The organism is Cytophagia bacterium CHB2 (genome assembly GCA_030263535.1).
Taxonomy (GTDB): domain Bacteria; phylum Zhuqueibacterota; class Zhuqueibacteria; order Zhuqueibacterales; family Zhuqueibacteraceae; genus Coneutiohabitans.
This window is the reverse complement of record SZPB01000040.1, coordinates 1-26,010: the sequence shown is the minus strand read 5'-3', so window position 1 is coordinate 26,010 and position 26,010 is coordinate 1. Positions and strand designations below refer to the sequence as shown.

18 protein-coding genes are annotated in these 26,010 nt (G+C 53.4%); 11 read left to right on the top strand and 7 right to left on the bottom strand.

Going from position 1 to position 26,010, the window contains the following annotated elements; all coding sequences use genetic code 11:
• Positions 1 to 344 precede the first annotated feature (344 nt).
• Together FBQ85_06390 and FBQ85_06385 are read right to left on the bottom strand one after the other, a co-directional pair.
• Positions 345 to 3,431: a T9SS type A sorting domain-containing protein gene (locus FBQ85_06390; protein MDL1874783.1), complete on the bottom strand. Its 3,087-nt coding sequence runs from the start codon at positions 3,429 to 3,431 to the stop codon at positions 345 to 347.
• Between the two features lie 476 nt (positions 3,432 to 3,907).
• Positions 3,908 to 7,156 (bottom strand): T9SS type A sorting domain-containing protein, encoded by a 3,249-nt coding sequence (locus FBQ85_06385; GenBank protein ID MDL1874782.1) that lies wholly within the window; start codon positions 7,154 to 7,156, stop codon positions 3,908 to 3,910.
• A 950-nt stretch (positions 7,157 to 8,106) separates the two neighbouring features.
• Between FBQ85_06385 and uvrA the strand changes: the two genes are divergently transcribed.
• From uvrA to FBQ85_06360, 5 genes are all read left to right on the top strand, one after another.
• Positions 8,107 to 11,127 carry an excinuclease ABC subunit UvrA gene (gene uvrA, locus FBQ85_06380; protein MDL1874781.1) on the top strand — a complete coding sequence of 1,007 codons (3,021 nt, stop codon included), beginning with the start codon at positions 8,107 to 8,109 and terminating at the stop codon, positions 11,125 to 11,127.
• A gap of 159 nt (positions 11,128 to 11,286) precedes the next feature.
• The gene (locus FBQ85_06375) at positions 11,287 to 13,008 is read left to right on the top strand and encodes an amidohydrolase (GenBank protein ID MDL1874780.1); all 1,722 of its coding nucleotides are present in this window, start codon (positions 11,287 to 11,289) and stop codon (positions 13,006 to 13,008) included.
• Between the two features lie 23 nt (positions 13,009 to 13,031).
• Entirely contained in the window at positions 13,032 to 13,307 is a 276-nt protein-coding gene (locus tag FBQ85_06370) for a hypothetical protein (protein MDL1874779.1), read from the top strand.
• Positions 13,297 to 13,785 (top strand): hypothetical protein, encoded by a 489-nt coding sequence (locus tag FBQ85_06365; protein ID MDL1874778.1) that lies wholly within the window; start codon positions 13,297 to 13,299, stop codon positions 13,783 to 13,785. The genes FBQ85_06370 and FBQ85_06365 overlap by 11 nt, the downstream gene beginning before the upstream one ends.
• Positions 13,786 to 13,796: 11 nt before the next feature.
• Positions 13,797 to 14,027: a CDGSH iron-sulfur domain-containing protein gene (locus tag FBQ85_06360; protein MDL1874777.1), complete on the top strand. Its 231-nt coding sequence runs from the start codon at positions 13,797 to 13,799 to the stop codon at positions 14,025 to 14,027.
• A 10-nt stretch (positions 14,028 to 14,037) separates the two neighbouring features.
• Here the strand turns inward: FBQ85_06360 and trxA are convergent, their stop codons facing one another.
• Positions 14,038 to 14,844, bottom strand: a complete 807-nt coding sequence (trxA, locus tag FBQ85_06355; GenBank protein ID MDL1874776.1) for a thioredoxin — start codon at positions 14,842 to 14,844, stop codon at positions 14,038 to 14,040.
• Positions 14,845 to 15,116: 272 nt separating this feature from the next.
• Positions 15,117 to 15,947, bottom strand: a complete 831-nt coding sequence (locus tag FBQ85_06350; GenBank protein ID MDL1874775.1) for a trypsin-like peptidase domain-containing protein — start codon at positions 15,945 to 15,947, stop codon at positions 15,117 to 15,119.
• Between the two features lie 174 nt (positions 15,948 to 16,121).
• Between FBQ85_06350 and FBQ85_06345 the strand changes: the two genes are divergently transcribed.
• The gene (locus tag FBQ85_06345; GenBank protein ID MDL1874774.1) at positions 16,122 to 16,550 is read left to right on the top strand and encodes an energy transducer TonB; all 429 of its coding nucleotides are present in this window, start codon (positions 16,122 to 16,124) and stop codon (positions 16,548 to 16,550) included.
• Between the two features lie 117 nt (positions 16,551 to 16,667).
• On the opposite strand, the gene FBQ85_06340 is transcribed toward FBQ85_06345, so the two are convergent.
• The 3 genes from FBQ85_06340 to FBQ85_06330 form a co-directional block, all read right to left on the bottom strand.
• A complete protein-coding gene (locus FBQ85_06340; GenBank protein MDL1874773.1) occupies positions 16,668 to 17,480 on the bottom strand; it encodes an SDR family oxidoreductase in 813 nt (270 codons plus the stop codon).
• A 136-nt stretch (positions 17,481 to 17,616) separates the two neighbouring features.
• Complete coding sequence (locus FBQ85_06335) at positions 17,617 to 18,135, bottom strand: thiol peroxidase (GenBank protein MDL1874772.1); 519 nt, start codon at positions 18,133 to 18,135, stop codon at positions 17,617 to 17,619.
• A gap of 329 nt (positions 18,136 to 18,464) precedes the next feature.
• On the bottom strand, positions 18,465 to 19,319 hold the full coding sequence (locus tag FBQ85_06330) for a DNA-formamidopyrimidine glycosylase (protein ID MDL1874771.1): 855 nt from the start codon (positions 19,317 to 19,319) through the stop codon (positions 18,465 to 18,467).
• A gap of 126 nt (positions 19,320 to 19,445) precedes the next feature.
• Here FBQ85_06330 and FBQ85_06325 point away from each other — a divergent pair, with 126 nt between their 5' ends.
• From FBQ85_06325 to FBQ85_06305, 5 genes are all read left to right on the top strand, one after another.
• Positions 19,446 to 20,336, top strand: a complete 891-nt coding sequence (locus FBQ85_06325) for a hypothetical protein (GenBank protein ID MDL1874770.1) — start codon at positions 19,446 to 19,448, stop codon at positions 20,334 to 20,336.
• 333 nt (positions 20,337 to 20,669) lie between these two features.
• Entirely contained in the window at positions 20,670 to 21,410 is a 741-nt protein-coding gene (locus FBQ85_06320) for a GWxTD domain-containing protein (GenBank protein MDL1874769.1), read from the top strand.
• A gap of 14 nt (positions 21,411 to 21,424) precedes the next feature.
• Positions 21,425 to 23,479, top strand: coding sequence for a DUF3857 domain-containing protein (locus FBQ85_06315; GenBank protein ID MDL1874768.1), 2,055 nt, complete (start codon positions 21,425 to 21,427; stop codon positions 23,477 to 23,479).
• Positions 23,480 to 23,493: 14 nt separating this feature from the next.
• Positions 23,494 to 25,431, top strand: coding sequence for a DUF3857 domain-containing protein (locus tag FBQ85_06310; protein ID MDL1874767.1), 1,938 nt, complete (start codon positions 23,494 to 23,496; stop codon positions 25,429 to 25,431).
• A 280-nt stretch (positions 25,432 to 25,711) separates the two neighbouring features.
• Positions 25,712 to 26,010, top strand: a 299-nt coding sequence (locus FBQ85_06305; protein MDL1874766.1) for a hypothetical protein, incomplete at its 3' end; no start/stop codon positions are given.

The following is a 26,010-nucleotide window of genomic DNA, read 5'->3' as shown; positions in this document are numbered from 1 at the left end:
TCCGAGATTGATCTGTTGACAACAAATATAATGCCTGGAAGCTTCCAAAGCCAATACCTGGCTATGTCTAAGAACTGATTTTTGCCAAACTACAGTAAGTAATTTGCCGAGGCCAATGCCACTAATTTTACGCGTCACCGACCGCGCCAGGCCGTCAAGACGCCAGCGCATCAATAGCATTTTCATTTGTTCTTTCATGGAAGCGGGAATCTAAACAAGAAAAGCCAAAAATGCACAAAAAAATCGCTGCTTGCTGCAAAAAAATGGGCGCTCGCAGAATTCGCGATCGCCCACCTGAAATTGTCCAGCGTCTTCCCGGTTTTTGTGGCCGGGCTTTGGTCAAATCATCTCATCAAGATCAACTTTCTTGTCGCACAGAAATCTCCGGCTTCGAAACGATACAAATACACGCCATTGCCGGCTGCGCGCCCATGATCGTCAAGCCCGTCCCAATGCAGATGGTGGTAACCGGCGGATTGCAATCCCAACTCAAATTTGCGAATGTGCTGTCCAACAGCATTGAAGATACGCAGGCGCGCGACTCTCGCTTGAGGTAATTGATATGGAATTATGGTGGAGGGATTAAAGGGATTGGGATAATTCTGGCCCAGGGCAAAATGCGCCGGTATCTCACGGCCCAAGTGTTCTGCGATGTTGGTGACGGAAACCGCGACTTCATTCGAAGCCCCACTCTGATTACCGCTGCTGTCGGTGGCGGTTACAACATAATAGTACTTTTGCGTCTGGTTGAATGAAGCATCAACAAAATTCGGAATCGTTATTGTTGCCAGCGGCAGCGGGCCAGGGTTACCGCTAAGAACGCCGCGATAGATCGAATAAAATGCTGGCGTTTCGTCAGCAGGTGGATCCCACCATAACCAAACCGTTTGTGAATCAACTTGAGCCGTCAAATGATTGGGCGCGCCTGGCGGCAAATTGTCAATTGAAGCTCCGCTGACGATGTTGGAGTTCACGAATACTCGCGGATTCTCCGTGTACGCTGCGATGAAAAACGGGATCGGAATCTTATCGCCCTTCGTCGGCGCGTGAAAACGATAAATCGAATCTGCTTGCGCCGGCAGGTTTCCAACCAATTCCCAAATCGCAGATGGATTAATGCGCCCTTCGCTGCGGGCGGACAGGCCATCAACGTTGCCGCGCCAGATGCCATATTGCGTAATCGGCGGGCGGGCGTAACTTCTGTCATTCGGCGCCGGAGACCAGACAAGCTCAACGCGCTTGCCCTGATCTTCCGGAACATCCATGACGCTTTTCAAATGCGCCGCTCCTAATCTTTCCTCACCAGACACAATAACCTTCCACAAAACCCAAAAGCCGTCAGCCTGCGACTCATAGCGAAAACGAATGGCAACGTTGGGCTGGCCCGCGACCAGCGAAGTGATATCGAGATTTGCTGGATTCATCACGGCAAGTGAGTCGCTGTAGTTGACTCCGGTTTGCGGATCGCTTCCCAAACGGCGTTCATAAACTTCGGACCATGAGCGCCCGCTGTCGGTGCTGACACTTACGGACAGCCGGGTGTATGTTCGCCCGCCCATCGCAAAGCCATTGAAGCTCAACCGCGCACGCGCTGTGAGTCTGCTGCAATCTAAATTTGGAATGATCAGTTCTTCATCCTGCCGGCGGCCAAGCGAATCGGCAGATACGACGGCGCCGCGAAAGCCGTAGCGCGGGCTTGTGCCCGTGTGCCACGATGAGGCAGCAGCTTCGCCCGAGGAAACAACCTGAAAACCCGACTGTTGCAGCATGGTGGCGGAAGAATCTGCGGGCAGGTCATGCAGCGCTGCCGCAAAAATGATATTCTCATCTGCGACTATGAAATGCGAATAAACGCCGCCACGAAAGCTCCGATCATCATCCGCCAGCACGCGCGTCGTGTCGTTTGACAGATCCTCATCACCCGCGAGTCGGGTGTAGGCTTCAATGGAATAGATGCCGGGCGAATTCGGCGTCCAGCCTGCCTGCGCCGGGATGAGGCGGCTGCTATCTGGCAGCAAAAGCTGTGAACCTGTACCGTTGAGTTGAAACACTTCTTGCCCGGCGGCATCGCGAATGATGCCGCGCCAGGCTATGTTGGTTTGCGCTTCGCGGCCGGCATTGATCACCCGCAGTGAAAAACTTGTTGGCTTCCCGCTAACTGCCGGAAACGAGCTGGTCAAGTCAATGGCAGCAATGTCGTGATCGAGTTGCGTGATGCCGGTGAGAGTCACGTCGTCAAGATAAATTCCACGGCGCGGTAGAGCCGATTTCGAGGCGACATACACAAAGCCGAGACGAATACTATCGCCCGGCGCCACCAGGCCGTTGGAGCCGTTGAGGATATCGACGCCCAGCGCCTCCAGATCAATGTTGTTCCATTGCGGGATCGATTGCGCCTGTCCTTGTAGAATGACAAGTTGATTGCCGGGCGCGAATCCCGCGCGCGTCATGTCGGTTCGATCGTTCTCGCCGCCATCGTCATAAAACAGGATTTCATTACCGGAGGTGACTTTAATTTCATCCAGCGCGAACATGGTGCCGGGCGTGACAATCGAAAAATCGCCATTGTGAGAGAAGCGAATTTTGATTTTTGTGCCGATGAATGCCGCGAGGTTGAGCGAGTAGGTTTTCCAGTTCAACGCCGTTTCGCCATAGAACGAAATCAACGTTCGGTAACTGGCAAAATCATCGCTTGAAACTTCCACGGTGTTGAAATCAAAACCGGCCTCAGTGAGAGATTGATATTGAAATGAAACGCGCAATGGCTCTTGTGCCGCGGTGAGATCGATTTCCGGTGTGATCAGAAATTGCCGGACAAATTCGGTGTAATGCCCGGTGTCAGGAATGGCGCAGCGCCATGCGCTCAGTCCGCTACCCGGCTCGAGTTTATCGAAACGCCATAAGGTTTCCGCACGGCCCGCATAAACGCGCAATTGCGCCTCGGGATCGGGCGCATCCCAATCCAAAGCAAAATTCATGGCGACGTGGCGCAGCGGCCGGTCAAGGCCCGCGTCATTGACATGCTCGGGCAGAACGATAACCGGCGACAACAGCATGTCGGTTTGAATCGAGGCAGTTTCGGTTTCGTGCCAACTATGTGAGGCGCTGCTGGCATTTCCATTTTCATAGCGCCAGTCGCTTTTTCCGGCGTTGGCAAAACCGGGGCCTTGCGGCACACTGCTCCAGCCGGCCGTCACCTGCCAGGAATTTCGTTCATTTTCGAAATTATCAAAGAATAGAACAGTCGTGCGCCGGGCGCTCGAATGTATGCCGGGAAGCGCGCCGGTGGATATGCGCTTGTGCAGTTCCGAGAGCCGGATCGCTTTCTCGCCCTTTTGTTTATCGCGACTGGCATCTGAGGCATAGACGAACAGAGTGCTCGCCAGCAAAAATCCGAAGAGTAACGAACCGCACCAGGCGCGGCAGAGCATGATTCCTCCGAAGGCTTCACCAACGTGAGCAGGTTTTGTAAGCCTATATCTACCGTCAACCGAGGCGGTTGCAGTCAGAACGAATTTTTCACCGAAGATTTCCGTGCCTTGAAACCGCGAATATATGCTAATACTACAACGTTAAGTTCGAGATTTCCCCGTACTTTTGTCAATGTCATGCAGGAGGAATCTTGTGATGTACTGGATTCGCAGCCGGTTCGAGCCGTTTTCCCAATACTTCACCAGATTCTTTCTGACATCACGGTGTTTGTGTCAACTTGACGTTATAGTGCTAATGCATTCATTCGCGATTATTAGCGTTCGTTCGCGGTTAGAGATCGGGGAAAGTTATTCACCCGGCCATTCCTACGGGCAAGATTCTTCGGCGGGGGCTTTTACATAAACACAAAGGCCTTTCAGGTTTTTGAAGCCTGAAAGGCCTTTGCGTTTTACTGCTTCTACTCAAACCAATTGAACTACTTCATCAAAACCATCTTCTTCATCTGCGTGAAGTTGTTCACGGTCAAGCGATAGAAATAAACGCCGGAGGTGTGTTTCTTGGCGTCCCACACCACGGTGTGGAAGCCCGCCGGCATATTGCCATCGACCAGCTTCTCAATCTCCTGGCCCAGCGAGTTGAGGATCGTAATCACGACTCTGCCGTGTTCCGGCAATGCAAATGTGATCGAGGTTTGCGGGTTGAACGGATTCGGATAGTTGTTGCCCAAACCGTATTCCGTCGGGAGGGCGCTGACCGGACGATCAGCGACGCCCGTGGTCACGATGGGCACCTCGTTGGAGAATACGCTCATGTTATCGGCATAGTCTTTCGCCGTTACGGCATAAACATAAGAGGTATTCGATTGCACCGTGTTGTCTTGATACTGCAGATCCGTCACCGTTGCAATTGCTTCACCAAAAGCAGGTTCACTCGACAACCGGCGATAAACCGAGTACGAGGCCGGCTCTTCGTTGTCCGGTTGCGTCCAGCTCAATTGCACCACGCCGCCTTCGAAGCCACCGCTCAATGCCGGAGCATTCGGCGGCAGATCGTCGGTGGAGGTGCCACAAGCTTCGTTGGAATTGGCAAACACCGCAGGATTGGCCGTGTGAGCAGAAACCATGAAGCAGGTTTCCACGCCGTCCGCCAACGTCGGGGCGACATAGTTGTAGTCCGGATCGGAATGCGCCAACACGCTCGCGATGAAATCCCAGGAAGTGGCCGAGCTGACATCATAGAAACGCGCGCCCGGCTTCAAGGATTTGACATCGGCGCTGATCATGGCGAGACGGTTCTCAACCACGGTGACATCGCCGCCCACCGGCATGCCGGTGGTGCCGGCAATCTTACGCCACACACCGTAATGCGTGATCGGCACGCCCGCAATACCGCCGTCGTTCGGCGAACGCGTCCAGCTTACACGCACTTGCTTGCCTTGATCATCGGGAATGTCATTGACGCCGCTCAGAGTAGCTGCTTGCACGCCCTTGCCGCTAACCGCAACATTCCAAACCGTCCAGTCTGCGTCATTAACCGCTTGATAACGGAAGCGAATCCAAACATTGGAATAACCGGCTGCCATGGAAGTGATGTTATACACTGCCGGCCGCAGATTCGCCGTGAAGAAGGCCGGGCCGCCATAATTTTGGCCGGTTTCAGGATCGACGCCGCGCAAACGCTCGGAGCCGGGGATATCATTCCAACTTGCGCCGCCATTATTGCTCACGCTTACCGAGAATCTGGTAAAGTCAAAGCCTCCGACGCCTAAAGCTTTGAAGGTAAGCCAAGCGGTTGAGGCCACGCCGCTGAAGTTGAGATTGGGAATGATTAAATCTTCATCCTGGGGCCGGCCCAACGAATCGAATTGCACGTATGCGCCGGTGTAATTGACGCCCAGGTTGACAAACGGCACCAATGCCGAAGCCGTGGTTTGCCAAGTCACAACGCCAGGATCGGATCTCGAGGTATTGACCTGGAATCCGCGCGTGACCAATTGTGCAGGAGTCGCAGCAGCCGGCGCGTCCCACAATGCCGAGGAGAACAACACGTTGCCATCATGCACCACAAACGGCGAATAACGCGCGTCACCGAAACCGTCAGGATCGTCGGTTGCGACTGCGGTGGTGTCGTTGGAACGATCTTCGTCATTTGCGAGGCGGGTGAAGGCCCGAATACGATAGACGCCAGGGGCTGTGGGAGTCCAGGTGTTAATGGAAGCAATGGCTTCACTTTCGCCCGAGGCGATCGTTGTTGTGCCGCGGCCAACCACAGACGCGACTTGCGCACCGGTGGCGTTGTTAAAAATCGTGCCCTGCCATTGCACGTTGCTTTGCGGATTCAAGCCAGTGTTGGTCACATTCAACGTAAATGACAAAGCATCGCCAACTTTGGCCGGGAAAGGAATGCCAACATTGACGGCTGCGACGTCGTCTTGAATGGTTTGGCCGACAAGATTGAAATCATCGATGAAGAGACCGCGACCCGTGACATGCGCAGCGCCAGTGCCGGCCGGGTCATAAGCAAACACAAATCCGAGGCGAACGTTATCGCCAGGCGACAAAGTACCATCCGCACCGGTTAACAAAAGATTTCCAGGTACGGCGACATTTACCCAATTGGGATTTGGGTTGGCAGCGCCTACGTAGGCTGCAACCGCAGAACCGGGGGCAAAGCCTTCGGCTGTCATGCTCGATGCCCCGCTCTCGCCGCCGTCATCACTGAAAACTACGCCGCCAGGCCCGGTAACGGTAATGTCATCCAGTGCGAAAATAGCGTCGGCCTGCACGAAACCATAGTCACCATTCTCACTGAAACGGAGCTTGATGACTTTGCCGGCATAGGCATCCAGACTCACCGTGTGGTTGGTCCAAGTTGCCGTGCCGCCGCCCGCACTGCCATCCGGACCATGAAAGGATGCCACGGAAGTGTACGCCAGAAAATCATCATCAGCCGTGAACACATCAACTTTGTTGAAATCGAATTCCGGCTCGGAGATGGATTTGTAAAGGAAACTCAGACTGATGGGAGCGGAAACACTGGTCAAATCGATTTCCGGCGTCGTCAAATATTGACGGCTGAATACATCATAGGGAGGCGTTCCCGGGTTGTGAACAGACCAGCTACTGGCGCCGGCGCCGGGGTCGCTGGTATCAAACGCCCACAACGCTTCATCTTTGCCGAGATACACATAAATCTGATTCGCAGAACTCACCGCATCCCAATCCAACCAAAAATCGAGGTTCAAGCGCGCCAACGGAGCGCCGCCCTCAACCGTGGTCGGAAGAGTAAACGCGGGTGACATCAACATATCCGTGCTGGAAGGCGTTGCGCCGGTTTCATGCCAGCTTGTGGTAGCGCTGTGAAAGTTACTAGTGGACGGTTCCCAGTCGCTGGTCGTCTCATCCACATAGCCGCCGGGCGTGGCTTGAATACCCCACGTTGCTCCCGCTTGCCATCTTTCTTGGCCGCCCTCGAAATCATCAAAGAAGATGACTTCCTGAGCAGCAGCGGTTTGAGAAGATTTGGATTTTGGGGAAATAGCCGTAGCCGTTGCATCATCAGTTTTCATGGGTGTAATCTGAAAACGCGCTTTATCCTTTTGGGACATCAGCTTGATAGTTTTGGCGGTGGCTTTGAGGTCCTTCTTGTTGGCATCATGCGCCGCCAGAAGTCCCAAGCCGCAGATAAAAACCGTCAAAAGCACAACTAGAAATTTTCGTTGCATGAGCAACCTCCCTTAGCGATTAAAGGTTTGAACGGTTTTGAAGATGAGAATTGGTAAAAATGAATTCATTAAATTGTACAGCTTCGCCTCCTTTCTCTTTGTTGAATTCTCTCGTCTGTTCAACAATTAAAATTTTCAATTCGTCTGCCTTGCGGGGACGAAAATACCGGATTGTTGTTTTGCATGCGCGGCTTATCGCCATTGTTACTCGCCGTGGTTTGTCGTTCTCTTTATTGCTTCGACTTGGCCGGTGTCGCAGGCGGGCGAGGTTAAATAAGAAAATGGTGTCTTAAAAAGACTGTGAAAAAACAAAAAAGGTATTTTATTGGCGGCTGAAAATTAAGGCAAAAATTAGAAATGAAAAATCGCGTAAAATGAAGCTTAGGTATAGGAAGGCGTTGCCGCCCTTCTCGGCGGCGAAAAAGAACTCTGGGGGTAAAACAGTCGTTGTGCGGCTCAGTAAAAGCAATCACGCTACTAACCCTCATCCTCCGTCCCGGCGCATACGCGGGATGGTTCGATCTCGTGAATTCGTACGACTGTCAATGGTGTCGGTGCGCGCTTAAAATTTAACGGGCAAATATGAAGAAACGATTCGAGAATGTCAAGTCGATTCTTGCCCAATCACTTGCATTCCGAGTTTTTTTTTCTATATTTGTCGCTTGTTTGAATCCGCTCACATCGTTGTCACCGTGAAAACAATAACGCTTCCTCCGGCCATCCTGCCCTCGCGGGATCTCGTGAACATTCATCTCTGCCAGCATGCAGCACGCTTCCTCCGGAAGAGCGAACGTGTTGGCATTGGCACAATGCGGAGCCGCAACCCAAACCTCCGGACACCGATCAAAGGGGATTCGCACTGATTTCATCTGCGTTGATCCGGGGAAATCTGCGTCCAATGTGTTTGTCTTGAAAGTAACGATTTCACTTTTACTAGATCAAAAATCATTATGGCTGAAAAAGAGTTTATCATCGTCAAGGGAGCGCGGGAGCACAACCTCAAGAACATCGAAGTCACCATTCCCCGCAATCAAATCGTCGTGATCACCGGCCTGTCCGGCTCGGGCAAATCCTCCCTGGCCTTTGACACGATTTATGCCGAGGGCCAGCGCCGCTATGTCGAGTCGTTGTCCGCTTATGCCCGCCAATTTCTCGGGTTGATGGAAAAGCCCGATCTCGATTATATCGAAGGCCTCTCGCCCGCAATTTCCATCGAACAAAAATCCAGCAGCCGCAATCCGCGCTCGACGGTGGGCACGGTGACGGAGATTTATGATTATCTGCGCTTGCTGTTTGCGCGCATCGGCGTGCCGCATTGCTACAATTGCGGCAAAACCATCGAGCGCCAAACCGTGCAACAGATGGTTGATGCCATTCTGGCGCTGCCGAGCGGTGCAAAGTTTCAAGTACTGGCGCCGGTGGTGCGCGGCCGCAAAGGCGAATATCGCGAGATTTTCGATACCGCGCGGCGCGATGGCTATGTGCGCGTGCGCGTCGACGGCGAGGTGAAAGATTTGGCCGGCGATCTCAAACTTGACAAAAATAAAAAGCACAACATCGAAATCGTGGTCGATCGCCTCGTCAACGAAAGTGGCATCAAAACGCGTTTGACGGATTCGCTCGAAACCGCGCTGCATCTGGCTAACGGCCTGGTGTTGATCGATGTCCTGGGTCAAAAAGAAATCCTATTCTCCGAGCATTTTGCCTGCGCCGAATGCGGCATCTCGATCGAAGAGCTGGCGCCGCGTTTGTTCTCCTTCAACTCGCCGTACGGCGCCTGCCCCACCTGCAACGGCTTGGGAACGACGATGGAAGTCGATCCCGAGATGGTGGTGCCCAATCCCAAGCTCTCGATTCGCGATGGCGCGCTGGAAGTTTGGGGGGATAATCAGGAAGGCTGGTATTGGGAACAACTGCGCGCGGTGAGCAAGGCCTTTGATTTCTCACTGGACACGCCGTGGGATCAGCTCAAGAAAGCGCAACAGCGCGTGGTGTTGTATGGCTCCGGCGACCGCGAATTGAAGTTCAATTATGCCAGCGGCAACGGCCGCATGCAGGCGCAATTCACCGGCAAGTTCGAGGGCATCATCCCGAATTTGCAGCGCCGCTACGTCCAAACGGATTCGCAATACATTCGCGCGTGGATCGAAGGCTTCATGAACAAGAAGGCCTGTCCCGGCTGCAACGGCGCGCGCTTGCGTCCGGAGGCGCTGGCGGTAAAAATCCGGCAACACAGCATTTTCGAAGTCACGCGCATGACGGTGCGGGCCGCGAATGAATTCTTTCGCAATTTGAATTTGAATACGCGCGAGCAAAAAATCGCGCATCAAATCATGAAAGAAGTGCGCGAACGCCTGGGCTTTCTGGTGAATGTCGGACTGGAATATCTCACTTTGCACCGCGACGCCGGCACGCTTTCCGGCGGCGAGGCGCAGCGCATTCGCCTGGCGACGCAAATCGGCTCGCAGCTTGTGGGCGTGCTTTACATTCTCGACGAACCTTCCATCGGACTGCATCAGCGCGACAATCGCAAGCTCATCGACACGCTGGTGCATTTGCGCAATCTTGGCAACACGGTGATCGTCGTCGAGCATGATCACGAAACCATCGAGTCTGCGGATTGGGTGATCGATTTGGGTCCGGGCGCGGGCAAAGACGGCGGGCACGTGGTGGCCGCAGGCACGCCCGCAGACGTTGCGCAAAACACGAAATCACTTACCGGCGATTATCTTGCCGGGCGCAAATACATCGCGATTCCGATGAAACGGCGGCCCGGCAACGGCACATTTCTCGAATTAAATGGTGCACAGGGCAACAATCTCAAAAATGTCGAAGTGAAATTTCCGCTGGGCATGCTCACCTGCATCACCGGCGTTTCCGGCTCGGGCAAATCGACATTGATCAATGAGACGCTGTTTCGCGTGCTCAGCCGGGAATTGAATCAAGCCAAGCAGCAGCCGCTGCCGTTCCGCAACATTCGCGGTTTGCAACATCTCGATAAAGTCATCGACATCGATCAATCGCCCATCGGCCGCACGCCGCGAAGCAATCCGGCGACCTATACCGGACTGTTCACCGAGATTCGCGATTTATTCACGCAAACGCAGGAAGCAAAAGTGCGCGGCTACAAGCCCGGGCGGTTCAGTTTCAATGTCAAAGGCGGCCGCTGCGAAAACTGCGAAGGCGACGGCATCATCAAAATCGAAATGCACTTTTTGCCGGATGTTTATGTCACCTGTGAAGCGTGCAAAGGCAAACGCTACAATCGCGAAACACTCGAAGTCAAATACAAAGGCAAATCCATTGCCGAAGTGCTGGACATGACGGTGGAAGAGGCGCTGGATTTCTTTCAACATATTCCCACCCTCAAACGGCGCTTGCAAACGCTGCACGACGTCGGCCTGGGCTACATTCATCTCGGCCAACAGGCCACGACGCTTTCCGGCGGCGAGGCGCAACGCGTGAAGCTGGCGACCGAGTTGTCGCGCGTGGCCACCGGCCGCACGATTTACATTCTCGATGAGCCGACCACCGGCCTGCATTTCGAAGATGTGAAAATGCTGTTGAGTGTGTTGAATCGCCTGGTAGACATGGGCAACACCGTGATCGTGATCGAGCACAATCTCGATGTCATCAAAACCGCGGACTATATCATCGATCTCGGTCCGGAAGGCGGGGATAACGGCGGAAAAATCGTTGCAACCGGCACGCCCGAAGCAGTAGCGCAAAACTCCGACTCTTTCACCGGCGAGTTTCTTGCAAAAATATTGCGGGAAGGGAAACGCGAATTGCGGCCTTCGCTCGCGGCAGAAACCTATAGCAATGGTCGCCGCGCCTTTGCGCGCAAAATTTCCGAGGAAGAAGTCAGTTGGAAAAAGAGCAATCGCAAAAAGGTCAAAATTGCCTTTGACGAAGATGATGAAGAAACTGACAAAGCCCGCCGCAAAAAAGGAAAACCGGTAAAAAAGTAACTCCCGCAACCTCGCCGGCAGTAACCGCCATCTCTTTTGGCGCATATGCTGTGAAGCTAACCAGGTGTTTTCGAGTGTGGGTTTTGAGCGAAAACAGCCTTTCCGGCGGCACCCCGGCGCTCAAGTTCGCAACCGCTACTGATTTTGTGAGGAGGAAAGATGAAGACCATCGCGCTTTGTGTTCGATTGGCGATAACCCTCGCGATGGGTTTAAGTGTAATCTCGTGCTCGGGAGAAAAATCAGTCAACACGAAAGCGGATGTGCTTCTTCGCAACGGCGCCATTTACACCGTTGATGCCGCGCGAAGCTGGGCCGAAGCTGCGGCGATTGCGCATGGCAGAGTTATTTATGTCGGCGCGAATGCCGGCGCTGAAGAGTTTATCACACCGCAAACGCGCGTCATTGACCTGAACGGCAAAATGGTGCTGCCGGGTTTTCATGACTCGCATGTGCATCCGGTGAGCGGCGGCATCGAGCTGGGGCAGTGCAATCTCAACGGCTTGCAAACGCAGCAAGAGATTTTCGATGCCGTGCGGGAATATGTGCAAAAAAATCCCGCCTTGCCGTGGATTGTGGGCGGTGGTTGGGATTTGCCCATTTTTCCGAATGCCAATCCCACGAAGCAACAACTCGATCAGCTCGTTTCTGATCGTCCGGCGTTTCTCTCTGCTGCGGATGGCCATTCGGCCTGGGTTAATTCAAAAGCGCTGGAGCTGGCCGGCATCACCGCTGCAACCGCAGATCCACCGGAAGGCCGCATCGAGCGCGATCCTCTTTCAAAAGAGCCAACCGGAACGCTGCGCGAACGCGCAACTGATTTGGTCTCCAAGCATATTCCACCCTTGACGAGCGCGGATTATCTTGCGGGTGCAAAACGCGGGTTGGCAATGGCCAATCGTTTCGGCATCACCTCGTTGCAAGAGGCAAGCGCAACGCCGGAGATACTCGCGGCTTATGATTCGCTGGATCGCAGCGGTGAGCTGACTGCGCGGGTGGTGGCGGCAATGTATGTCGATCCCGCCAAAGATGAAGCACAGATCAAGGAACTGAAGCAAAAGCGCAGCCGTTATCGCGGCAAGAACTTGCGCGCCGATGCGGTCAAGATTTTTGCCGACGGCGTGATTGAGTCGCGCACGGCTGCGATGTTGGCGCCTTATCTTGATCGCCCCGATTATCGCGGCATTCCGAATCTCGAAGCCGATAAGTTTAAGCGGCTCGTCACGGCATTGGACCAGGAAAAATTTCAAGTACATATTCACGCAATTGGTGATCGCGCCATTCGCATGGCGCTCGATGCGCACGAAGCGGCGCAGCTCGCTAATGGCCGGCGGGATGCGCGGCATCATCTGGCGCATATTCAACTGATCGATCCACAGGATATTCCGCGCTTCGAGCGGCTTGGTATTATCGCGAATTTTCAATCACTGTGGGCTTATGCCGACACTTACATCACGGAATTGACCGAGCCGGCGCTCGGCCCGGAGCGCTCACGCTGGCTTTATCCGATTGGCAGCGTCATGCGCAGCGGCGCGATGATTGTGGGTGGCAGTGATTGGTCGGTGTCGTCAATGAACCCGCTCGATGCCATTCAGGTTGCGGTAACACGCCGCGGCGTGGATGATTCCACCGGTAGCGCCTGGATTCCGCAAGAAATTGTCGATTTGCCCACGATGCTTGCTGCGTACACGATCAACGGCGCGTATGTCAATCATCAGGAAAACGAAACCGGCTCAATCGAAGTCGGCAAGGCGGCCGATTTGATCGTACTCGATCGCAATCTTTTCGAGATTCCCGTTCACGAGATTCATAACGCAAAAGTGTTGCTGGCGTTGCTGGAGGGAAGGGAAGTTCATCGAGATTCGACATTTGTGACGGAGTGAATTCTCCCACGATGAGCGCGGTTATGAAATATGCCAGAAAGAAATCCATTCGAAAAACAGATTTTCGTTCGGCAGTGAGGGGAAAAATCCGTTTGAGTGTGAAGAGGCAAAAGCAACTCGCCGCAGCGGAAAAATTTGCCCGGCGCGTCGAACGCTGGCACCAACGTCTGGCGCCGCAATTCCCCGAAATTGATCCGCATGATCTTCATTTAATCATTGAGTCTTTGCTCAGAACCAGAAAGCAGCGCATGGAAGTCATGCTGGTGAAGCGCCGCGAGGACGGCTCTTATGTCTTTTGATGAAACCCTATTGGCGGAGATGGTCGAAGCGGCGGCGCAGGCCGGATTGCAAATCATTTTGATCGGCAACGTGGCGGCTATCGTACATGGCGCACCGGTTTTAACGCGCGATGTGGATTTTATGGTGCGTGAGCATCCCAAGCTTCAGGAAAAGCTGCTGAAATTTGCTGAAATCTACGGCGTCAAACTCACACGCCCCTATGCGCCGCTGGCAAAAGTTATTCGGGCGATTGGGCGTTCAGTTCCCATAGACTTTGTTTTCTCGTTGTCCAGCGGTAAGAGCTTTGAATCCGTTCGTTCACGTGCGCATAGAATTCGCTTGGGTCGGAAAATGGTTTGGGTGGCTTCTTTGGAAGATATTATTGCTGCAAAGAGAGCCGCTGATCGGCCGAAGGATAAAGCTGCACTACTAGTTCTAGAAGAAACATGGAAGATTCAAAAAGCGATGGCAAAAGAGAAACGCAAGAATACTCACTGAGGAAAAAATTCATGCCCACCAAAATCACTGTCAATAACAACGGCAATTTGCGCATTGAAGGCGATTTTGAAATCTTTGATGCTGCGGGTAACAAATTCGATCTGGCCGGTCGCACCGTGATTTCATTGTGCCGCTGCGGCCAGAGCAACAAGAAGCCGTTTTGCGATGGCTCGCATCGCGCCTGCGGATTTCAGTCGGACGTTGTCGCTTACAAACTCGATCCCCCCAAGGCAAAAATCTAAAACTGTTTTATCAATAAAGCGCGGAGGTAAATCTGCGGTGATACTTCTGCGTTAATTCGTGTTCGCTGCCGAGCAGCGCGAACAAGGCAACGCAGGCCTTGCGCGCGCCGTCCTCGTCAAGCTTGCGATTGTATCCCACCAACTCGATCCACGCTTCCAGCGCGCGGGCATAATCTCCAGATTTGAACGCGCTGATGCCGCCGCGATAAATTTTCCAATCCGCTTCCGGCTCTTGCGATGCTTCCGGCAGATGGAGCAGGCGATGCAATGTTCGAATCGCATCAATTCTGCTGGCAAAGGGCGTCCCCTCCTCGCTTTCATTAATCAACGCAAAGGCTTTGTCAATCTCTGTTGGCAACAACAACTCGGCAAGCAATACCCGGCCTTCAAGGTTTTGGGGTTCTGCCTTCAAGAGATGTTCCAATTTTTTGCGCGCGGTGTTGCGATCGCCGGCCTGCAAAGCTGCTTTTGCCTCCTCCAGCTCGCGTTTTGCCGCGCTCGGCAAATGCTCCTCGAGCCAGCGCCGGACTTCACGCTCAGGCAATGCTCCGAGGAATTCTGCAACGACCTTGCCCTGTGAAAATAATTTGACCGCGGGGATACTCTGGATATTAAAATACTGCGCCAGTTGCGGCTCCGCGTCCGTGTTGATTTTTACAAGGCGCCATCTTCCCGCGGCTTCGGAAGCCAGTTTTTCCAGCACCGGACCAATCATGCGGCATGGGCCGCACCATTCCGCCCAGAAATCCACCAAAACCGGAATCGTGCGGCTGGCTTCAACAACTTCTTTTTGGAAAGTTTTCGTTGTAACGTTCATGGTTCGTTCTTGAATTGTTGTATACAGCGGATTTCAATCGGATGAACAGGTTCGTAGTCCCCGCCCCTCGTGGGCGGCTATCGAAGCCAATAAAATCACGGTTGCAACAGCGCCCCATATGAGCGGGCAAGACTACGATTCCTGCTCACGCATTTGAAAAACGCTGTATTTCAATTGTGAAACACAAGATTTGAATCTTCCGTTGCGATATTCTCATAAACAGCTAACGTGACAATTGCCCGACGCAAATTTCACCGGCGTGAATTCAGATTTCAAAACACCCCGGACAGCGCCACGGCTGTGCCCGTCGCGATGATGAGTGCCGTACCGAGCAGCCAGCCGTACCAACGCTTGTTTTGCGCGTGCGGCAGCCATCGTTCCGCCAGGGGAACGTTGCCGAGCCAGCGCTCGAGTTGCGCCTGCAAGGCATCGATGGGAATACCTTCCCCGCGGCCTGAGCCGCGACTGAGCGCAAGACCAACCACACGGCCTGAGGCATCCAGCAGCGGGCCGCCGGACTGGCCTTCGGGCACGGCAAAGCTGAGGGTGAGCCAATCGGCATCTCGCCGCAAAATCTGACCGCGATTTTGCGAGATAAACGGCGTGTTGGGAAATCCTAATGCGGCGACCTCATCACCGGCAGCCAGAGCCGCGGAGGGATTGTATGGCAAGGTTGGCGACAAAGGCAAGGTTTTGGCGCGCACAGCCAACAACACGATGTTGGGTGTGCGCCATTTTTCCAAAATCACCTGCGCCTTCACCGGCTCCGCGCGGTTGTCGAGCTGAATGGTGAGTTTGTTCTCGAAACCGGCAATCACCTCGTTTGCCGTTAAAATAATGGCCAGGCCTTTTTGCGTTTTACCCACCACCAGGCCTGCGCCGGAGCGCTGACCGTTATCGGCAATGACTTTGACAACCGCCGGGCGGGCGAGACGATAAATCTCCTCCGGAATTTTTGTAATGGTTTTATCAAGCGTTTGGGAAAAGGCCGGGGATAGATTGAGAAGAAAACTGATAACCATCAAACCGATCTTGCGCTGAGCAGGCACGAGGTTCTCGAAAAACGCGGCACCGTGTTGCAGGCTGCGAAGTTGTTTGTTCATGAGGCCTTCCCATTTTTGTTGTCAGGAATATGTTGCAGCACAGGAATAAAGTCAAGCCTATTTTCGGCTCTGAAATTTCGTTTGCAATTCAATGTTAAGTTTTGTTATCATGTTCATCGCCCTTTGAATATTTGAGAAAACAACTTTGGCTTTTTATTTTCAGGGAGCGAACACGTGAGAACACGGAAGTATTTGCTGCTCGCTGTTGCTGTTTTGACGCCGTATGCCTGCCTAAAACCCTACCAGAGACCGACGACGACCGCTTCCGATACCAATGTGCCAACGGCGCAAACGCAAGACGCGGCTTTTGCGGCTGACCTCAAGCCCGAGCCGGTCGGCGGCCTTGCTGCGTTGCAGGCAAAAGTGCATCAACCGGATGAGGTTTGGAAAGAGAACCGCTTCGGCACGGCAGTGGTTGCGGCGACGATCAGCAGCAACGGCCGGGTGGTGGAGACGCACATCGTGCAAAGCTCGGGGTCTGCGACGATGGATGCCGAGGCCATGCTGGCCGTGGCGCGGGCTTCATGGAATCCGGGACGTCAAAACGGCGAGCCGGTCACCGCAACGGTGGAAGTGCCGATTCAATTCGGCCCCAACTATTGAAGGTTGGCGGCGAACAGCGCAGGATAAAAATCTGCTACAAACTTGCGCGAGCAGGATTCATCGGGAATTTCCGAAACGTACTGCGGCTCATGTCTTTTTTGTCTGATCCTGTTGTGTTCATCGCATCACTTTCCCGCCATCGATGACCAATGTTTGTCCGGTAATGAAGCCCGCCAAATCGGAGGCGAGAAAAAGCATTGCGCCTGCGACTTCTTCCGGTTTGCCCCATCGTCCCAGCGGCGCTTCCAGCGCCAACGCGGCGCGATCTTCCACGCTTAAATCTTCATACCAACCGCTCGCAATGTTGCCCGGTGCAATGGCATTGGCGCGAATGCCATCCGGGCCGTATTCCAGTGCAAGATCGCGCATCAATCCCAACAATGCTGCTTTAGCCTCGGTGTACGGTGTGCCGCGATAACCCGACAAGGCCGGCGTCGAACTGACAAAAATCAAAGCGCCGCGACGCTGCGGCCGCATCAATTTGAGCGCAAGACGGCTGCAATAGCGCGCGCCATCCAAATCCACGGCGCGCACGCGCTGAAACCACTGCCTGACGGCCTCGGTGCTCATCTCGTGCAGCGGGGTGCGCCACATCTCATCCACCAACGGATAACCGGCGTTACAGATCATGACATCCAGGCGTCCCTCACTCCATTCGCTGAGTTGCGCAAACATCTGCTCAACTGCAAGAGCATCGGTAACATCTGCCGGTACCGCCAGGGTTTTGATGGGATAACGCGCCGCCAGCTCATCAGCAACTTGTTGCGTATCTGCGGCGGAACGCCCATTGACGGCAACAGCCGCGCCGCATTGCGCAAACAAGGCGGCGGCAATGCGCCCGCTGCCGCGCGTCGCGCCGGTGATTAAAACCACGGCGCCGCGCAAGCCCGGCAGTTGTAAATTTTCAAACGGTGAAGGAAGCGTGTTCATTTAAATGCCGTGACGGTTTTTTGATGATGGCATGCTTGCGGCATTCTCGCAACGGAGGGAGAATCTTATCTCATCAAAAAAACGAACGCCGGATTCATGCTCGCAAGCACAAACCCGGCGCCGGAGGTGGTAAACATCAAACCAATTTTTTGATCGCGGCCAGGGCCTTGTCATAATCCGGATGTTGGCCGATCTCAGGCACATATTCGACATATTGCACGATACCATTTTTGTCGATGACGAAAATGGCGCGCGACAACACGCGAATTTCTTTTACCAGAGTACCATAGGCCAGGCCAAAATTGGTATCGAGATGATCCGCATAGGTTTTTACATTTTTTATGCCGGCCGCGCCGCACCAAATGCTTTGTGAGCAGGGCAAATCCGCGCTGAGGGTGAAAAATTGCGCCTGCTCTCCGAGTTTACCTGCTTCTTCATTGAAGCGCTTGATCTCGGCATCACAAATACCGGTGTTGACCGACAAGATCGATAAAATCACTGTGGGTTTGCCGCCGAAGTTTTCAAAGCGAACGTTCTTCCAATCATTGCCCATCACCGTGAAGGCGGGTGCTTTGTCTCCAACGTTGATTTCCCGGCCGACCAAAGTCAGCGGCTTGCCCCCTAGAGTGACAGCTCTGTGACGTTCAACTGCCATACCTGCTCCTTGCACAATATGAAATGATTCAATCAAGCAAATGATCAAAATTACCGCCCGGGCGCTGCAAACGATCTCATCTCTAGTACCACTGTTACCTTAATTTTTATAGTCCCACGCCCTTGTGGGGTGCTGTTGCAGCCAATAAATTCGCGGGTTGGAACAATGCCTCACAAGGGGTCAGGACTACGAAATCATGGCAACAGTGTACTAGCTTCAACTCTTGAACAGCAAAAGCGTGCGGGCGGCAGTTATCAAGCGAGTTTTGAATATAGGATTTCTCCAGTTGAAAGCAAGGCTTTGTTGCGTCGCGTATGCATGCGCAGCCTTTATTTATTTTTTAATTCACGCCAATCGAGAAATTGCCCGCGTTTAAGCGGCTGGCAGACGGGACAAAAGAATGCATCATAACCCAACACACCGGCGCGCCGGATTTTCGCGCCGCATGTGGGGCAGGCTTGATCTTTGCGGTTGCGCACCAGCACATGCTCGCGTACTTTTACTTCCAGCGGCTGCTGCGCCTTTTCAACTTCCTCGATGCCCCACTGCATAACATCTCGAACAGCGCGATAGAGCCGCTCATTTTCGGCTTCATCGAGTTGGTAGCAAAACGTTTTGGGGTGAATGCCGGCATCGAATAAAATCTCATCGGCATAGGCATTACCGATACAACTGATAATACTTTGATCCATGAGAAAAACCCGCACTTGCTTGCGGTTGCGTTTGATCTGTTGTTGAAAATAGTCGAGGGTGAATTCAGCGGAAAAGATATCCGGGCCTTGTTGATTGAAGCGGGGAATTTTATCATAGTCGCCGGCAGCGGTCAAATAAATCTTGCCCATTTTTTTGTCGTCGAGATAGCGCAAGTTCTGCCGGCTCGGCGTACAATGCAACGTCAATGCACAACTGGCGCTGGCCGTGCTCGTTTCTGCCGCCCATTGCAAACGCCCGGCAAGCATGGGATGAATCACTAAATCTCTTTGATCGGACAAGTTGAAAACCAAAAACGGCCCGTGGCGGCGTACGTCAACGAACGTCGCGCCGGTTAAGGCCTGCGCAAAATCACCCGGCAGCAGCATGCGCAAAACAATCGGCTCATGCACCTCGATGCCGGCGATTTGCTGGCCGCGCAACAAGGGCTTTAGATGTTTTTCAAGATAAACCAGGTCGGGCAGTTCAGGCATCTTCTCTCCCGAAAAAGAAATGGCATTCTCATACAAAGGTGCTTATATTCAAGCGTTGCAATATAGCCCAAGCCGCCTTTGAGCGCAAGCCAGAAATCCTCTCTTTATCAAATTCGGAAGCGAACCATGACACTCTCCAGTTTTTATTCACGCGGCTTTTATCGGTCGGCGTCATTGCTGGCACTTCTGATTTTTTCGCCGCTCGCCTTGATGTATGCGCAAAGCGACTCTGCCATCCTGCAACCCACGACCGATAACGGCGAATGGTTCGTGCTCAAAAAGGAGGATCTCGCCGGCGGCACGCATCACACCCGCCACGCTGAAATTTTCGGCAAATACGTGACGGGTTATAATTATTTTGTATTGCAAGGCATTGATCACGTGCAAGCAACGGCGCTGGACGGCGGCGGCTATTTCACCGGCATCAAGGCTATACCGACGGAATCGCCGGTGGGATATGCGGTAAAATTATTCGATCATGCGCTGCTGGCGCCGCCCCGCACGACGAGTTATTGCAGCGGCGCAACCTATGCAGCCTTCATCGAGCAATTGAATCTCATTTTTAAAGAACAAAAAATCGAAGTTTCGCCGGAACGCATGGAATCGTTGCGCATGCAGGAGCCGGACGGCGGCCGCCGCGAAGATGGCATCAAGTTTTGGGGAAAATGGAACGACGACGGCTTCGGCAGCCATTATGCGCTGGTGCAGTATGCCAACATGGGAATTGAAATCAAGCCGCGCCAGGCACGCCCCGGCGATTTCATGAACATTTCCTGGCAAAAAGGCCTCGGGCATTCCGTGGTATTTCTCGGATACTATGAAGATGAACAGCACGAGAAGAATATCGTTTATTGGGCAAGCCAAACACGCACGAACGGATTCGGCGACGAAGTTGTGCCGCTCAGCCGCATCAAGCATGTAAAGGCCGTGCGTTTGACCGCGCCGCAGAATCTCATGATCTTCAACGTCGACGCGCCGGTGCAACGCGATATCCCGGGCGATGTAATTGATTGGTAAATTATCGCGACGTGGCTGCTGTCGCTTACCCGCCCGTAAAAATTCCTCATAACTTATTCCACTTCGCCGGATTACTCTAAAGCCCGCGAAACATACGAGAATTGTTAAACACGGTCGCGCCCGTTCGTGTGTTTTGCGGGCCTATGGGCAACGTTCACGGGGAACTAATTTAGCCAAAAAACCTGAGAAATTCCCACTTTTTTGCGGGTCATCTTTAACGGTGCCTGCCTCAATTTAGTCAATCCGCGCCAAAACTGGCAAGGGCCTTTATGCAAAGCACCTCCTGCGAATGTATAGTTGCTACGGCAATCACTATCCATCGCGGGGTTTCATATGAAATTTTTCCTGATTCTACTATTAAGCAGCGGTTTGCTTTTCCCGGGCTCGGTTCAACCGCAAGATCGCGGCCCCGAGACACCATCCTGGGTTTATCTGATTGGCGTCGGCGGCACGGCCATCGCTGGCGGAATTTGGTTTTATAAAAACTACGTGAAAACGCCGGCCCTCCCAAAACGCAAAACTCTCCGACAGCAATCACTTGATGAGATTCAGTATATCGCGACCGCCGCTGAAATCAAGGCACTGAAACAGCTCAAATCTGATGAGGAGATTCACGCCTTCTTGGCGGCATTTTGGCAGAAAAAAGACTCCACCACCGGCACCGATGAAAACGAGTTTCAAGAGGAATATTTTCGCCGTTGGCAAGAAGCCAATGCCCGGTTTGGCAACGGCGCGCAAGAAGGCTGGAAAACTGATCGCGGCCGCGTTTATATTCTTTATGGTCCGCCCGATGAGACGGAACGCCTGCCGTGGACATATGTGACTCTTGCCAAAAACGGTTTGGCCAGTATCAAAGCGGTAGAAACGTGGCTTTATTTGCGGCCGGCTAGCGGTTTTGACGGCGATAACATCTTCAGGAATTATCATGCCGGCATGGCAAAGTTTATTTTCGCGGATTTTCAAGGCACGGGCCGCTATAAACAGATTTATTCTTCTGAGTGGGGCGAATCTTCTGATCCGCGCGTTTTCATTATTCCACAGACAAGCCGCACGAATTCAAACGTGGACGAGTGACAAGAGGAGTTCATATGTTGACCGCATCCATTCTTCAATACGAGGCCTGCCGGCGCATGAGAAGAACATGGTGGAAGCTAAGCGTTGTTTTGCTGCTACTGCAATTGCCGTTGCAGGCGCAGGAGAAACCTCCAAAATGGGGAGAAGTGCCGCCGGCGGATCTGGACATGAAGTCATTCCCGGCGGATACCAACGCGGCGGCTGTTGTTTTGAGCGATATTGGCCGCGCCTATTTCAATGAAGAATTCGGCATCGAATTTGAGCGGCATCGCCGCGTCAAAATTCTTTCAGAAGCGGGTTATGACTGGGGCAGCTTCGTTGTGACATACTATGCGAAAAATCGCATTCAGCGCGTAGCGGAGATCGAAGGGTATACCTTCACGCGCGGGCCGGGAGGCGCGGTTCGCCGTGACAAGCTTGATAAAAAAGCCATTTTCGATGAAGATGTTGACGGCGAATATCGTCGCGTGCGCGCCACGCTGCCAGCGTTGGCGCCGGGTTGTGTCATAGAGTATCGTTATAAGCTGAAGATCAAGGAAGGCTATTATACCTATCTCCCGGATTGGGAATTTCAAACGAGTGAGCCGACGCGCTGGAGTGAATACCGCGCGGAAATTCCGAGCATGCTCGGTTATGCGATGGTCTGGCAAGGCATGAGCAAACTGGAAATCAATGAAGCGGAAATGCGCGACTGGCCGCCGCTGATGCCCTATGCGCAAACCGCCGGCATTTACAATCTGAAGATGTCCCATCATCGCTGGGCCATGCGCGATATGCCCGCACTGCGCCGGGAGCCGTACATGACGCCTCCCAGCGATCATCTCGCCAAAATTGATTTTCAACTCACCAAAATTATGTGGCCGGGTTCGGTGCCGCAAGACGTCATGAATACCTGGGAAAAATTGGCGGAAGATTTGGTCGATTCCGATCACTTTGGCAAGCAACTCGATCGCCACAAAGTTTTACGCCAGCAGGCAGAAACGCTTGTCGCCGGTTTAACCTCGCCGGAAGACAAATTACGCGCGATTTATGATTACGTGCGCACGACCATGACGTGGGATGAGAAATTCGGCATTTATGTCGATGTCGATTTGGACAAAGCCTTGCAAGCTCGCCGCGGCGGCGGCCCGGAGATCGGCCTCATGCTCACCAGCATGCTGCGGTTCGCCGGATTGGAGGCGTGTCCGGTGCTGATCAGCACGCGCCAGCACGGCCGCGTTCTTCAAATTTATCCCTTGCTGACGCAATTCAATCATGTTCTAACCTATGTGAAAGCGGGCGCGCGGGAATATCTGCTGGAAGCCACCGACCCGTTGTGCCCGTTGACCTTGGTGCCGGAGCATTCACTCAATCAAGTCGGTTGGCTGGTGGATAAGAAAAATCCACGTTGGATCGGGATTGCCAATCCCGGCGCGCTCAGCAATAACACGGTTGTTGTTGCCAAGCTCACGAGTGAAGGCGCGATTACCGGCCATTTTGAATCCTCCGACGAGGGCTACAGCGGTTTGTTCGACCGCCACACCCTGTTGAACAAAAAGAAAAAGGAAGATGATTATGTTCGTGATGGCTGGCTTTCAGACATGACCGGCGCGCAGCTTGATTCTTTTAAAATCAGCAATCAAGATTCGATCTATGTGCCCTTGCTCACGCGGGCGCATTTCTCCTCAAATGATCATGCGCAAGTGATGGGCGACAAGATTTATTTCAATCCGATGCTTTTTGGGCGGCGGGAAGAGAATCCCTTCAAATCTCCGGAACGATTTTTCCCGGTTGACTTCGCGTACGGCCACAAATATATTTTTACATTGAATCTGACTTTACCGGAGGGGTACGACGTGCAAGAAGTGCCGAAATATTCTGCGGCCACCTTGCCGAACGGCGGCGGCCAGTTCAAGCGTCAAGTGCAAGTCGACGGTAATCGTCTGCAAATGATCAGTCAGATGATCATCAGCAAACCCCGCTTTGAGCCGGCCGAGTATCGCAGTCTGCGCGATTTCTACGATCGTATCGTTACGGCACATGCCGATCAGGTCGTATTGACTCGCAGCAAGAATGTCGTCACGCAGTAACACGGGAGCTCCCAATGATGTTCCCACATCACTATCACGTTCGCAGCTTGTTTGCGCTGGCTGCTGTGCTCGCAGCGTTAATGATTGCCAATGCCAAAGCGCAGGTCGGCTATCGAGAAGGCGAGTATCGCGTTACTGCCATGCCGGCCGAACTGGCGCAAGACGCCGAAGCTGTGGCCCGCCTCGATGCCCTGACCTTTACGGTGGAAAACCCGGGCAAGGCGACGCAAATCGTGCGGCAGGTTTATACGATTCTAAGCCCCGGCGGCCGCGATTACGGCAAAATTTATATCGGCTATGACAAATTCCGCGAGTTGACCTCGTTGCGCGGCTGGTTGATCGATGCCGAGGGCCGCAAAATTCGCGATCTCAAAAAGAACGACATCAAAGACGAAAGCGCGATTTCCGGGTATTCTCTTTACGAGGACAGCCGCGTGCGCTCTGCCGAACTTTATTACGACGCCTATCCTTACACCGTAATGTTCGAGTATGAGATGGTTTTCCACGGCCTGCTGTTCTGGCCGAGTTGGTATCCGTATCTTTATCGCGCACCAGTGGAGCGTAGCCGTTTTGAGATCGATGTGCCGGCGGGTATGCCGATTCGTTATCACCTGCGTGGCGTGCAACAGGAGCCGCAAATTCAAGCAGCCGGCAATCGCAACGTTTTACGCTGGCATGCGCAGAATTTGCCGAAGTGGGAGCCGGAGTCGAGCGCGCCCAATTGGAGCCCCCGCATTCTCGCCGCGCCCACTGCCTTCGAAATTGCCGGCTATGCCGGGGTTATGTCGTCGTGGACAAGCTTTGGGAAATGGTATTATCAGCTCTATAGCGAACGCATGACGCTGCCGCCGTCGGCTTATGCCGAAGTGCAGCGCTTGAGTAGCGCTGCTGCAACACCGCGTGACAGAGTGCGTGTGTTGTATGAATATTTGCAGGCAAAAACCCGCTACGTGAGTGTGCAGCTCGGTATTGGCGGCTGGCAGCCGTTCGAGCCGGCTTATGTGTTCGAGCGCGGTTACGGCGATTGCAAAGCGCTTTCGAATTTCATGGTGGCAATGCTGCGCGCCGCACAAGTCGAGGCCCACCCCGTTTTGATTTTGAGCGGAGAAGAACAACCCGACGTGCCGGCGGATTTCCCCAATGGCCGCTTCAACCACGTGATTGTTTGTGTGCCGCTCGAACAGGATACCGTCTGGTTGGAATGCACGAGTCAGACCGCGCCGTTTGGTCATATCGGCGCGGGCAATGAAGATCGGAATGTCTTATTGGTAACGCCGGAAGGCGGCAAGCTCGTGCGCACGCCCCAAAGCAAGTCCATCAACAATCAACGAATTCGCCACGCGACTGTGAAACTCAGTGAAAATGGCGATGCTAGCGCGGAAATTCGTACGCGCTATACCGGCAATGCGCAAGATCATGTGCGCTACGCCCTGGCGCGCCAATCGCCGCGCGAGCGCGAAGAATGGCTGCGCAAAGAGATCGAAGGCCCGACATTTCAATTGACACGCGTCGATTTTTCCGAAGTCGATGGCAAGCAGCACGAAATCAATCTGCCGCTTGCCGTCACCTTGCCTCGGCTGGCCGCGCGTTCCGGCGCCCGCCTTTTTTTGCGGCCGAATTTAATGTCGCGCCGCAAATATGTGCCGCCGCCTGTAGCACAGCGCACGCAGCCGGTCGATTTTGCGTACGCGTATCTCAACACCGACTCGATTCACTATGAACTTCCGGCCGGCTTTGTGTTGGAAGCTGTGCCAGATTCGGTGAAATTGGAAACTGCTTTTGGCAGCTATCACGCCAGCGCTACTCTGCAAAGCGGCAAATTGGAATACGTGCGCCGCTTGGAGATTCGCCGGCGCTTGTTGCCGCCGGAAGAGTATGACGCCTATCGCAAATTTCTTAGCGATATCGTCAAAGCCGATCAAGCCCAAATTGTATTGGTGAAGAAAATTTGAATATGCCCAACGCCTGACACTCTCCCATTTTATTTTTGTGATGACGCGTGGGAGAGTGTAAAGCGCGCTTTGATGCCTCCCGATTTCCCCTGTTTGCATTTCCTGCCGTGCCTGCCATTGCCGTGTTTTTGCTGTTGCAATTCTCCGGCATAATTTTATGTTCTTGCATTGTTGTTCCAATCGTCCGCGCTTATCGTCCGCGCGCTGATCTGAACCGCGACATTCTTGTCAATGGCCCCGGCTTGAAATTCTTTCAACTCAAAAAGAAAGCGAAAATGAGATGACACTCTTTGTGCTTTTTGTTTGTCTGGTAACCAACTTTGCCTGCCGCGACAATGAAGCCCAACCACCGGCGATCTCTGAGACTCCGATACTCACCAGCGAGAAACTTCCCGAAATTTCGTCCTATGACTTTGCCTCCAAGTCTCCACAAACCGTCAAACTTCCCAAAGCGTTGCGAGAAATATCCGGTTTGACATTCACCGAGGACGGGCGGCTGCTTTGCCACAATGATGAATCCGGAACGGTTTTCGAAGTGAACTATCAAACCGGTGAAATCGTGAAGCGTTTTTATCTCGG

Bases quoted from the DNA above. Each gene is read 5' to 3' on its own strand.
- FBQ85_06390 (MDL1874783.1), bottom strand. From the start codon at position 3,431: ATGCTCTGCCGCGCCTGGTGCGGTTCGTTACTCTTCGGATTTTTGCTG.
- FBQ85_06385 (MDL1874782.1), bottom strand. From the start codon at position 7,156: ATGCAACGAAAATTTCTAGTTGTGCTTTTGACGGTTTTTATCTGCGGC.
- uvrA (MDL1874781.1), top strand. From the start codon at position 8,107: ATGGCTGAAAAAGAGTTTATCATCGTCAAGGGAGCGCGGGAGCACAAC.
- FBQ85_06375 (MDL1874780.1), top strand. From the start codon at position 11,287: ATGAAGACCATCGCGCTTTGTGTTCGATTGGCGATAACCCTCGCGATG.
- FBQ85_06370 (MDL1874779.1), top strand. From the start codon at position 13,032: ATGAAATATGCCAGAAAGAAATCCATTCGAAAAACAGATTTTCGTTCG.
- FBQ85_06365 (MDL1874778.1), top strand. From the start codon at position 13,297: ATGTCTTTTGATGAAACCCTATTGGCGGAGATGGTCGAAGCGGCGGCG.
- FBQ85_06360 (MDL1874777.1), top strand. From the start codon at position 13,797: ATGCCCACCAAAATCACTGTCAATAACAACGGCAATTTGCGCATTGAA.
- trxA (MDL1874776.1), bottom strand. From the start codon at position 14,844: ATGAACGTTACAACGAAAACTTTCCAAAAAGAAGTTGTTGAAGCCAGC.
- FBQ85_06350 (MDL1874775.1), bottom strand. From the start codon at position 15,947: ATGAACAAACAACTTCGCAGCCTGCAACACGGTGCCGCGTTTTTCGAG.
- FBQ85_06340 (MDL1874773.1), bottom strand. From the start codon at position 17,480: ATGAACACGCTTCCTTCACCGTTTGAAAATTTACAACTGCCGGGCTTG.
- FBQ85_06335 (MDL1874772.1), bottom strand. From the start codon at position 18,135: ATGGCAGTTGAACGTCACAGAGCTGTCACTCTAGGGGGCAAGCCGCTG.
- FBQ85_06330 (MDL1874771.1), bottom strand. From the start codon at position 19,319: ATGCCTGAACTGCCCGACCTGGTTTATCTTGAAAAACATCTAAAGCCC.
- FBQ85_06325 (MDL1874770.1), top strand. From the start codon at position 19,446: ATGACACTCTCCAGTTTTTATTCACGCGGCTTTTATCGGTCGGCGTCA.
- FBQ85_06320 (MDL1874769.1), top strand. From the start codon at position 20,670: ATGAAATTTTTCCTGATTCTACTATTAAGCAGCGGTTTGCTTTTCCCG.
- FBQ85_06315 (MDL1874768.1), top strand. From the start codon at position 21,425: ATGTTGACCGCATCCATTCTTCAATACGAGGCCTGCCGGCGCATGAGA.
- FBQ85_06310 (MDL1874767.1), top strand. From the start codon at position 23,494: ATGATGTTCCCACATCACTATCACGTTCGCAGCTTGTTTGCGCTGGCT.